General features: G+C 68.7%; 9 protein-coding genes, 1 pseudogene and 1 CRISPR repeat array. Of the genes and pseudogenes, 4 read left to right on the forward strand and 6 right to left on the reverse strand.

All coding sequences use genetic code 11. The features are described 5' to 3' along the window. Positions 1-59 precede the first annotated feature (59 nt). Positions 60-567: a CRISPR direct-repeat array (repeat unit 28 nt; unit sequence ATTCACTGCCGGGTAGGCAGCTCAGAAA). 431 nt (positions 568-998) lie between these two features. The 4 genes from QZW52_RS16820 to QZW52_RS16835 all read left to right on the forward strand — a co-directional run bounded on the left by QZW52_RS16820 (position 999) and on the right by QZW52_RS16835 (position 2,891). Then, positions 999-1,127, forward strand: a complete 129-nt coding sequence (locus QZW52_RS16820) for a hypothetical protein (protein WP_294000853.1) — start codon at positions 999-1,001, stop codon at positions 1,125-1,127. Between the two features lie 524 nt (positions 1,128-1,651). Beyond that, complete coding sequence (locus tag QZW52_RS16825; RefSeq protein ID WP_294000855.1) at positions 1,652-2,251, forward strand: ATPase; 600 nt, start codon at positions 1,652-1,654, stop codon at positions 2,249-2,251. Then, complete coding sequence (locus QZW52_RS16830) at positions 2,248-2,457, forward strand: hypothetical protein (RefSeq protein WP_294000857.1); 210 nt, start codon at positions 2,248-2,250, stop codon at positions 2,455-2,457. The genes QZW52_RS16825 and QZW52_RS16830 overlap by 4 nt, the downstream gene beginning before the upstream one ends. Beyond that, the gene (locus QZW52_RS16835) at positions 2,451-2,891 is read left to right on the forward strand and encodes a GNAT family N-acetyltransferase (protein ID WP_294000858.1); all 441 of its coding nucleotides are present in this window, start codon (positions 2,451-2,453) and stop codon (positions 2,889-2,891) included. Before QZW52_RS16830 ends, QZW52_RS16835 begins: the two co-directional genes overlap by 7 nt. 23 nt (positions 2,892-2,914) lie before the next feature. Here the strand turns inward: QZW52_RS16835 and kefC are convergent, their stop codons facing one another. The 6 genes and pseudogenes from kefC to QZW52_RS16865 form a co-directional block, all read right to left on the reverse strand. Continuing rightward, positions 2,915-4,714 carry a glutathione-regulated potassium-efflux system protein KefC gene (kefC, locus tag QZW52_RS16840; protein ID WP_294000860.1) on the reverse strand — a complete coding sequence of 600 codons (1,800 nt, stop codon included), beginning with the start codon at positions 4,712-4,714 and terminating at the stop codon, positions 2,915-2,917. Positions 4,715-4,766: 52 nt separating this feature from the next. Then, the gene (locus QZW52_RS16845; protein WP_294000861.1) at positions 4,767-5,633 is read right to left on the reverse strand and encodes a DNA/RNA non-specific endonuclease; all 867 of its coding nucleotides are present in this window, start codon (positions 5,631-5,633) and stop codon (positions 4,767-4,769) included. Further along, positions 5,620-6,099, reverse strand: a complete 480-nt coding sequence (locus QZW52_RS16850; RefSeq protein WP_294000862.1) for a hypothetical protein — start codon at positions 6,097-6,099, stop codon at positions 5,620-5,622. Before QZW52_RS16850 ends, QZW52_RS16845 begins: the two co-directional genes overlap by 14 nt. 53 nt (positions 6,100-6,152) lie before the next feature. Then, positions 6,153-7,028 (reverse strand): Rossmann-like and DUF2520 domain-containing protein, encoded by an 876-nt coding sequence (locus QZW52_RS16855; RefSeq protein WP_294000864.1) that lies wholly within the window; start codon positions 7,026-7,028, stop codon positions 6,153-6,155. 5 nt (positions 7,029-7,033) lie between these two features. Then, positions 7,034-9,712 (reverse strand): bifunctional acetate--CoA ligase family protein/GNAT family N-acetyltransferase, encoded by a 2,679-nt coding sequence (locus QZW52_RS16860; protein ID WP_294000866.1) that lies wholly within the window; start codon positions 9,710-9,712, stop codon positions 7,034-7,036. Between the two features lie 88 nt (positions 9,713-9,800). Next, positions 9,801-9,927, reverse strand: a pseudogene (locus QZW52_RS16865) (branched-chain amino acid ABC transporter substrate-binding protein); the annotation flags it as partial.

Consider the following 9,927-nt stretch of genomic DNA (forward strand, 5'->3'; position numbering starts at 1 on the left):
TTCACTGCCGGGTAGGCAGCTCAGAAAGTGCGAATCGGTCGAGCGGCGCGACCAGAAAAATTCACTGCCGGGTAGGCAGCTCAGAAACCTGTCGGTCGGCGGTACGCACCTGATCGTGCATTCACTGCCGGGTAGGCAGCTCAGAAATTGTCGTACTCGGTCTGCGTGACGCCCAGCGAATTCACTGCCGGGTAGGCAGCTCAGAAACACGCATCGTAGGACCGCCGCAGGTCAATAGAATTCACTGCCGGGTAGGCAGCTCAGAAATCCTTCAGCGCCCACCAGTACGGCCCGTAGTCATTCACTGCCGGGTAGGCAGCTCAGAAAGCAGCGAGCCGCTTGTCGCCACTGGGGCTGTTATTCACTGCCGGGTAGGCAGCTCAGAAACAGAACGTTGGCGATCATCCCCGCCATACTGTATTCACTGCCGGGTAGGCAGCTCAGAAAATCGTCTCCGCGCTCGTGCGCCACATCCTCACATTCACTGCCGGGTAGGCAGCTCAGAAAATACCCGACAGCTCGACGAGCGTGCTGCGCTGATTCACTGCCGGGTAGGCAGCTCAGAAATTTAGTTATTCACGCATTTCCTTCAATTGCTCATTCACTGCCGCGTAGGCATAGCGTTATTCTGGTCGCTAACAAAAAAGAGAGGCTGTCATGATGGAATTATTAATCATGAGATAATTAGTTACCCCTTGATAAATATTTAGAATCACACAGACACTTTCATTCGTGTAGCATCCACCCCGCTCGCATACACTGCGATCACGGGCTTGGCAGCCCGGTACTAGGCGCAGAAACAAGCCGCGCCCAACGCGGCTTTTCCACGTCCGTTCATCATTGGCGGCGCGGTCTGCGCGCATGGCTTCGTCTATGGCGGGCCGTGTGGGAGGGGGCAACCCCTGCCGGTCCTAGTCCGGTCTGCCAACCTGCACGGTCTGCCACCCCTCTCTTGGCAGGGAGGGAGGCAGGTTTGAACCTGTCACTAGGAGCCATTCATGGCTGACACCACCCGTTTCCTCGCCCGCCTGCTGCCCTGCTGGCTGCGCCGCCTCACCCTGCGCGAACGCACCTTCCGCGTCATCGCCCTCGACCGCTGGCACCCACGCCCACCCCGCCTGCGCTGACCCCGCCCACGACGGACTGACCGACACCGAGCGCCCCCACCACGGCGGGGCGCACGTCGGCGCTCGCACGTTTGCACGTCACGCCACAGGGGTTCTCTTCCACGGACTTGTCGCCCCCTGTGCGCGTCCCGGCTCGGCGTGCGGGCCACCCACGCCGGCAGAGCGGGAACCACGAGACCGGCGACCCAGAGGCGCAAGCTGCAACGGGTGTGGTGGGGCGTTCGAGCCTTGAATGCAGCCTGTCGCGGGCGTCGAAACCGCCCGCGACCCCCGTAGCGACCGACTGACCGACCGATGGTGCGCGTCACGCCGTTCCGCCAGGGGCCAGCCCGACACGCCTGCTTGGCTTCACCGCCGCGGCGTGCTGGGTCGAGGCTTGCCCCTTCGCTCCCTCCTTCCCTCTCTCCGGTCCCTTGGACAGCGCGGGCGACAAGTCCTTCCCAGGGAATTTTTCTATCGGTATGGACCAGAGAGAGTGAAAGCGCCCCCGGTTTACCATCCGCGCACCCGCTGCCACACCCCGCATGACCTCCCCGACGATCCCCCCCACCGCCCCGGTCTGCCTTGTCATGGCAGGCCCGAACGGCGCTGGCAAGACCACGTTCGCGCTGGCGTCCCTGCCCGCCGTCACCACGGTGCGGCGCTTCATCAACGCCGACCTGATCGCGGCCGGCTTGTCGCCCCTGGCGCCGCAGCAGCAGTTGATGGCCGCCAGCCGCCTGTTCCTGGCGGAGATGGACGCCTGCATCCGCCGCCGCGAGAGCTTCGCCTTCGAGACCACGCTGTCGGGCCGCGGCTACCTGAAGCTGGTGCAGCGGCTGCGCCGAGAGGGCTGGCGGGTCGAGCTGATCTACCTCGCCTTGCCCAGCGCCGAGATGTCGCGCCAGCGCGTGGCCGAGCGGGTGGCCCACGGCGGTCATGCCATCGACGATGCCGACGTGGCGCGGCGCTTTCCCCGCAGCCTGTTCAACCTGCTGACCGCCTATGCCGGCGCCGTGGACAGCACGCTCTGCTACATGAACACTGGCGCAGCGCCCGAACTGGTGTTCGAGCAGCAGGGCCAAGCGCGCCAAATCCACGACCCTGAACTCTTCGCCTACCTGATGCACAAGGCCGGACTGTGAACAACCCCACCTCACCCAACACGGCCCCAGTCCTGGGTGCCCAGCAAATCCTCGCTGCGCTGCAAGCCACCGCCACCAGCACCCTGGACCGCAAACGCCGCCTGGGCCACTACGCCGTGGTCTGGCAGGACGGCCGCCCGGTGGCGATCGGCGAGGATCGACCGGAACCCACCCCACCCGCGCCCTCGAAAGACGCCTCATGCTGATCCGCCCCGCCCGCCCCGATGACCACGCGCAGTGGCTGCCGCTCTGGAAGGGCTACCAGACGTTCTACCGCACCGACCTCCCCGACCACGTCACCGCCCGCACCTGGGCGCGTTTCCACACGGCGGACGAGCCGATGCACTGCGCGGTGGCCGAGGTCGGCGGTCAACTGGTGGGCATCGTCCACTACATCTTCCACCGCAGTTGCTGGACGACCGGCGACTACTGCTACCTGCAGGATCTCTACGCCTCGCCCGACCACCGCGGCCAGGGGATCGGCCGGGCGCTGATCGAGCATGTCTACGCCGCCGCCGCCGAGGCGGGCGCCTCGCGTGTCCACTGGCTCACCCACGAGACCAACCACGACGCGATGCAGTTGTACGACCGCATCGCCGGCAAGAGCGGCTTTGTGCAATACCGCCACCTGATCGGCTGACGGGCGGATCACCGCGTTCAGCGTCAGGGCCGCTCGCGCTCCTCGCGCGGCGCCCGCTCCTGCGCGAACAGCTCCTCCAGTTGCTGGCGACCCTTGCGCGCCATCGACACCAGCGCCTGCTCATCGCGGTGGTGCGGCCAGAACGCTTCAAGCTGCGCGACCGAATGCGCCCGGAAGCGGATCGCCAGTTCCCCTGCCCGCTCGGGGGTCCAGCCCAGGTGTTCGAGCACGCTGCGCCCGCTCATCAGCGCCGCGTCCAGCGTCTCGCGCTCGATCAGCGTCACCCCCCGGTCGCGCAGGGCGAAGAAGTGCTGCACGTTGCGGGCACGGGCCACGAGCACGAGGTTCGGGAAGTGCGCGCGGGCCAGATCGACCAGCGCGAGGCTCTGCTCCACGTCGTCGATCGCCACCACCAGCACCCGCGCCGACGCCGCCCCCGCCATGCGCAGCAGGTCCAGCCGCGTCGCATCGCCGTAGTGGACCCGGAAGCCGAAGCGGCGCAGCGCCTCGACCTGCTCGGCGTCATGGTCGAGCACCGTCGGCTTCAGCCCGTTGGCGTAAAGCAGCCGCCCGACCACCTGCCCGTAGCGGCCGAAGCCGGCGATGATGACCGGCGCCTCCTGCGGCTCGGTCAGCGCGTGGGGCGAGTTATCCACAGCAGCCTGTGCATAACGTGGCAACAGCCAGCGGTCGATCGCCACCAGCAGCAGCGGCGTGACCAGCATCGACAGCGCCACGGTGCCGATGAGCACGGAGGTCTGCGACTCGGTCAGCACGCGCACCGTGGCGCCCTGCTGGAACACGACGAAGGCGAACTCGCCCCCTTGCGCCAGCAGCAGCGTGAACACCGGCCGCTCCTGGCGCGGCACCGCCACCCAGCGCGCCAGCACGGTCAGCACCAACGCCTTGAGCAGCAGGAACCCCGCCAGCAGCGCCACGACGACACCCAGGTGGTCCCGCACGGCGTGGAAGTCGATCGACATGCCGACCGCCATGAAGAACAGCCCGAGCAGCAGGCCCTTGAACGGCTCGACATCGGTTTCCAGCTCGCGCCGGTATTCGCTCTCCGCCAGCAGCACGCCGCCCAGGAACGCCCCGAGCGCCATCGACAGCTCCACCGCCTGCATCAGGCTGGCGAGACCGACCACCAGGCCGAGTGCCGCGGCGGTGAAGATCTCCGGCGAGCCGCTGCGGGCGATCCAGCGCAGCGCGTGGCGCAGCAGCAGCCGGCCGACCACGACGATGCCGACGATGACGGCCAGCGCCCGCAGGGCTTCGGTCCACGGACTGCCGCTGTCCTGCACCTTCGGGGCCAGCAGCGGGATCAGCGCCAGGATCGGGATCGCCGCCACATCCTGGAACAACAGGATCGCGAAGCCGGCCTGCCCGCCCGTGGTGCGCAGCAGGTTGCGTTCCTGCATCACCTGCACCGCCACGGCCGTGGACGACAGCGCCAGCCCCAGACCCGCCACCACCGCCACCGGCCCGCGCACCCCCAGCAGCAGCGCCACCCCACCCACCGCCGCCGCGCAGCCCAGCACCTGCACGCTGCCCCAGCCGAAGATCGAACGCCGCATGGCCCACAGCCGCGGCGGCTCCAGCTCCAGCCCGATCAGGAACAGCATCAGCACGACGCCGAACTCGGCGAACTGCAGGATGGCGTCCGGGTCGCGGACCAGCTCCAGACCAAAGGGACCGATGGCGATGCCGGCGCTGAGGTAGCCGATGATCGAGCCGAGCCCGAGCTTGCGCGCCAGCGGCACGGCGATCACCGCTGCGGCGAGGTAAACCAGTGAGGCGTTGAGCCAGTGTCCGTGTTCCATCGCGCCATTCTGCTGGCGCGCAGCTTACCGGCGCAGCACGGCCAGCGCGGAATCAGGTGTAGTTGCAGCCCGTCGGCAACGGCCAGCTCGTCGCGGGCTTCATCGCCTTGACCGCCGCGGGCGCGGTGATGCCGACCAGCGCGGTGCCGACCAGGCGCTCCAGCTCGGTGATGCTGACGAGGTAGGGATCGAGCGAGGTCAGCCCCTCGGCGTTCGGGATGTACCAGGCAATCGCCTTGGCGGCACCCGTGGCCAGGTCGGTGGTGACGATGGCTTTCCAGAAGAACTCCGGCGTGCGGATGCCGTGGCTGGCGAGGAACCAGTCGTTGGAGTCGTCGCTGTAGACCACGCCGCCGTAGACCCGCACCGGGGCGATGTCGCGGTAGCACTCGGCGACGTTCTCGGCCTTGAGCCAGATGCCTCGGTTGAAGTCGGCCACCTGCGGGACGATGTTCGTCATGTAGTTGGCGCGCAGGATGTAGTCCGCGTTGTAGTCCATGTGGTTGGACGACACCAGGTGCCCGAGGTCGTAGCCGGCGTGGACGGCGTTGTACGTTCTGGCGCTGTTCTGCTGTTCGCAACCGGCTGGCAGTGTCGGGTCGAGCTTGAAGCTGCTCGGGCGGGCCGCGGTGCCGTCATCGAACGCCAGGGTGTAGCTGTACTGCAGCGCCGTGTGCGTGGTGCAGTCGTAGGTGAGCTGGTAGCCACCGTAGTCCTGGCGGATGACCCAGTCGGTCGCGGCGGGGCCGTTCGGGGCGGGATAGACCGCCTCGGCGGTGGGGTCCGTGCCGCCGCCGATGGGTTCGTCACCACCACCGCAGGCAGCCAGCAGCACGGAGACTGCCAGCGTACACAGCATGCCAAGCCGGCGCAGGCCGCGCAGATCCCACACCACGCAAGACACCTCAACGCTTGCCATGGGCCACGCACTCGCTTTGCTGGTAAACCACCACGCCATCGGCCTGCACGCACTTGAAGACGCCGGGAACGCCCACGGTGGTCGGGCCGGCGGCAGTGGGTGGCAAGTCGGCGGGAAATTGGAGCGGGAACGCCTCGGCGACCTTGGATGCTCCCCCCCAATGCGCCTCGCCCGTCCACGGATTCGCGGCCGATGCCGCGTGATCGACGGCCAGCACGCGGGTGGTGGTGGTGCCCATGAGCCAGGGCAGGAGCCGGTCGCTGCGCAGGTGGAACAGCCCGGCCGCCAGCAGCAGCAGTCCCAGCACCACCGGCCAGCTCGGCACCAGCCAGGAGCGTTCGAAGTGGTGCCGATAGCCGCCAGCCGCCTGGTGACTGGCGCCCCGCAGGCTCGGCGGCGACACGTACGGCTCGACGCCGTCGGCAACGGACGCTGTCGAGAACGGGTTGTGGGCAGGGGACGACACGCGGGCCATGGCAGAGGAGAGCTGGATTTGCGCAAATTGTGTCGTTCTTTTTCTTAACAATCGCGTGCCTGAAGTAAATATTCCAGTCGCTTGCGCAAATCCTCATCCAAACGTCCGGCGCGTTGTGCCAGCGCGGGCTGGGACGCGGCAAGACCACGGTAGAAGCCGACCCGCTGCGGCCCGAGCGCCGTCAGTTCAGCCAGGTGGCGCGCCACCACCCCGACATCCCCCCGCGCGATCGGACCCGACAGCGCACCCGCCAGCCCGCGGGCAGCCGCGGCGTCCAGCGTGCCACGCGACAGCGGCAGCAGCGCCTGCAGTGCCTCGGCCTCGTCCACCCCGAACTCCGCCCACAGCGCCACCGCCTCCTGCAGCACGGGCAGCAGAAAACTCGCCGCATAACCCGCGGCGACGTGGTAGCGCACCCGCATCCCCGGCGGCAACACGGTGGCCCGCATCTGCAGCGCCGCGGCCAGCGCCTGCAGCGTCGGCATCAGGGCGGGGCCGGCCTCGACCGCAGCGGTACTGCCTGCGAGCCGGTGCGCCGCGAGCACTGGGTCCGAAAAGATCTGCAAGGGATGGAAGCCGCCGGTCTGTGCGCCGGCCCGCGCGGCGGGGTCGAGTGCGGCCACCTCGGTGGCGCCGCTGCAATGCACCACCGCCTGCCCCGCGCGCCAGCGCAGCGCCGCCGCCACGGGCGCAATCGCGTCGTCCGCCACCGTCAGCAGCACCAGATCGGCCTGGTCCACCGCTTGCTGCAGCGTGCAAGGCTGTGGATAAGTCGCGGCCGACAGGTGCTCGGGATGGCGGCTGCCGACCGCGGCGACCGGCCACCCCGCCCGCGCCAGCGCGATCACCAGCGCCTGCGCCACCCGGCCCGCCCCGACCAGCGCGATGCGGGGCCTGTCGGGTGGGTCGGATCGGTCCATGCCGCTCACAGCGCCTTGACCACCAGCTTGAAGTCCGGGTCTTCCGGAAACGGCCGCACCTCGTAGCCCAGGCCACGCATCAGCCGCAGCATGTTGGCGTTGTTGGCCAGCACCAGCCCCTCGATCTGCGCCAGCCCCTGGTGGCGTGCGAAGTCGGCGATCGACAGCATCAGCCGCGACCCCAGCCCCTGGCCCTTGCAGGCGTCCGACACCACCAGCGAGAACTCGCAGGTGGTCTGGTCCGGGTTGGTGATGAAGCGCGACACGCCGATGATCTGCTCGGTCTCGACGAACACGCCGTCGTTGCCCGGCTGGCGATCGACATGCACGGCCACCAGCGCCATCTCGCGGTCGTAGTCGATGAGCGTGTAGCGGGCCAGCATGCGCGCCGGCAGCTCGTGCATCGCGCTGGCGAAGCGGAAGTAGCGGCTCTCCTGCGACAGACCACGGGTGAACGCCTGCAGCATCTCGGCGTCGTCCGGACGGATCGGGCGGATGGTGTAGAGGTCGCCGCCCTTCATCGGCCATTCGCGCTCGTAGCGGCTCGGGTACGGCAGGATGGCCAGGTGCTGGTAGTCGCGGGCGGTCGGGCCGGCGTGGTCGATGACGATGCGCGCGTCCACCGCCACCGCGCCGTCGTGGTCTACGATGATCGGGTTGATGTCCATCTCGCGCAGTTGCGGCAGCTCGCAGACCATCTCCGACACCCGCAGCAGGATCTGCTCGACCGCCTCGACATCGGCCGCCGGTGCGCCCCGCCATTCGCCCAGCAGCGCCGACACCCGCGCCCGCTCGATCAGCCGGCGTGCCAGGAACTGGTTCAGCGGCGGCAGCTCCATCGCCCGGTCGGCGATCAGCTCGATCATCGTGCCGCCCGAGCCGAAGGTGATCACCGGGCCGAAGGGCACGTCGGTGGTCATGCCGATGTAGATCTCGCGGCCACGCTTCTTGCCGCTCATGGGCTGGATGGTCACGCCGTTGATGCGTGCCTGCGGCTGCACGCGGCGCACGGCGGCCAGCATGTCGTTGAAGACATCGCGCACCTGGGTGGCGCTCAGCACGTTGAGCACGACGCCTTCGACATCCGACTTGTGGCTGATGTCGGGCGAGTCGATCTTGAGGGCCACCGGGTAGCCGAGCTGGCTGGCGATCAGCATGGCTTCGGTCGCGGTGCGGGCCAGCATGGTGCGGGTGACGGGGATGTGGAAGGCCGCCAGCAGCGCCTTCGACTCCATCTCGGTCAGCACCCGCCGCCGCTCGGCCAGCACCCCCTCGATCAGCAGCCGCGCGCCCTCGACATCCGGCCGCGCCAGCGTGGACTGCGGCGGCGGGGTCTGCTGCAGCAGTTGCTGGTTCTGGTAGAAGCTGGCGACGTTGGCAAAGGCATCGACCGCCGCTTCCGGCGTGCGGAAGGTGGGGATGGCCACGGCGTTGAGCATGATCCGCGCATCGCGCACCCGCTCGTCGCCCATCCAGCAGGTCAGCACCGGCTTGCCGATGGCGTGCAGCGTGTCGCAGACCCCCTGCGCAATGGCGTCCGGGTCGCTGTCGAGCTTGGGCGAGAAGATCACCAGCACGCCATGCACCGCCCGGTCCTTGGCACAGGCCAGCAGCGCGGCGCGGAACTGCGCCGGCGTGGCCTCCTCGCCCAGGTCGATGACGCTGTCCAGCGTGGCGTGCGCGGCGAGTTGCGGCGCGAGTTCGGTGCGGCTCGTGTCCACCAGCCGCGCCACCTCCAGACCGATCTCGTTGGCGCGGTCGGCCGCCAGTACCGCCGGGCCGCCGCCGTTGGTGACGATGGCCAGCCCCTTGCCCACCGGCTTGTAGCGCGAGGCCAGGCACTTGGCCGCCGAGAACAACTGCGTGAAGGCCCGCACCCGCACCACGCCCGCACGGCGCAAGGCGGCCTCGAACACGTCGTCCGCACCCACGATGCTGGCCGAGTGGGTCAGCGCGGCCTTCGACCCCGCGGGCTGCCGGCCGGCCTTCATCACCACCACCGGCTTGGCAGACGCCGCCGCCCGCAGCGCGCTCATGAAGCGGCGGGCGTCGTGGATGCCCTCCATGTAGACCAGGATGCTCTGGGTGGCGGCATCGTTGGCCAGGAAGTCCAGCACCTGCGGCAGATCGACCGCGGTGTTGGCGCCCAGCGAGACCACGGTGGAGAACCCGACCGCATTGCGGGCCGCCCAGTCGAGGATGGACGCGGTCAGCGCACCCGACTGGCACACCAGGGCGAGCGGACCCGGCGCCGCCAGCCGGCCGATGGCGCTGGCGTTGAGTTTCAGCAGGGGCCGCTGCAAGCCCAGGCTATTGGGTCCAAGCAGGTAGACCCCATGCCGGCGGGCGATCGCCTCCAATTGGGCGCATTGCGGGCCGGGAAGGCCCGTTGACAGCACCAGGGCAGCCCGGCAGCGGATGCGGCCGGCGATGTCGAGCGCGTCGGCGATGCGCTCGTGGGGCAGCGCGATGATGGCCAGGTCGGCGCGCGACTGGGTCAGCGCCGACAGGGTGCCGGTCATCTCGACATCGAGAAAGCTGACCGTGCCGGCGAACGCATGGGCCTGCAGCTCGCGCAACATCCCGCGGACCAGCGCCGGCGCCTCGTCGAGCCGGTCGGGCGGCCCGGCGAACACGACGATCGATGTCGGGGAAAACAGCGGCGTCAGGAAGTGGTGGTCCACGGGCACATCCCTTGGTGAGGGTCAGGAGTCAGGCAGCGTGCCAGCATACGGCACGGGCCTGTGTGCCCATGGATGACGCCGCGCAGGCTCAGCGCACGACGGCGATCTGCTCGCGGTTGCCCGCCTTGTAGGTGAACATCGTCAGCGCGCCGTTCTTCACGTCGCCCTTGTCGTCGAAGCTGATGTTGCCCGTCACGCCCTTGTAGCCGCTCGTC

Source organism: Sphaerotilus sp. (assembly GCF_013299175.1).
In the GTDB taxonomy this organism is placed as follows: Bacteria; Pseudomonadota; Gammaproteobacteria; order Burkholderiales; family Burkholderiaceae_C; genus Sphaerotilus.

What these genes read in the sequence shown, in the direction of transcription:
- QZW52_RS16825 (WP_294000855.1), top strand. Translation starts at nt 1,652, where the DNA reads ATGACCTCCCCGACGATCCCCCCCACCGCCCCGGTCTGCCTTGTCATG.
- kefC (WP_294000860.1), bottom strand. Translation starts at nt 4,714, where the DNA reads ATGGAACACGGACACTGGCTCAACGCCTCACTGGTTTACCTCGCCGCA.
- QZW52_RS16845 (WP_294000861.1), bottom strand. Translation starts at nt 5,633, where the DNA reads ATGGCAAGCGTTGAGGTGTCTTGCGTGGTGTGGGATCTGCGCGGCCTG.
- QZW52_RS16820 (WP_294000853.1), top strand. Translation starts at nt 999, where the DNA reads ATGGCTGACACCACCCGTTTCCTCGCCCGCCTGCTGCCCTGCTGGCTG.
- QZW52_RS16835 (WP_294000858.1), top strand. Translation starts at nt 2,451, where the DNA reads ATGCTGATCCGCCCCGCCCGCCCCGATGACCACGCGCAGTGGCTGCCG.
- QZW52_RS16855 (WP_294000864.1), bottom strand. Translation starts at nt 7,028, where the DNA reads ATGGACCGATCCGACCCACCCGACAGGCCCCGCATCGCGCTGGTCGGG.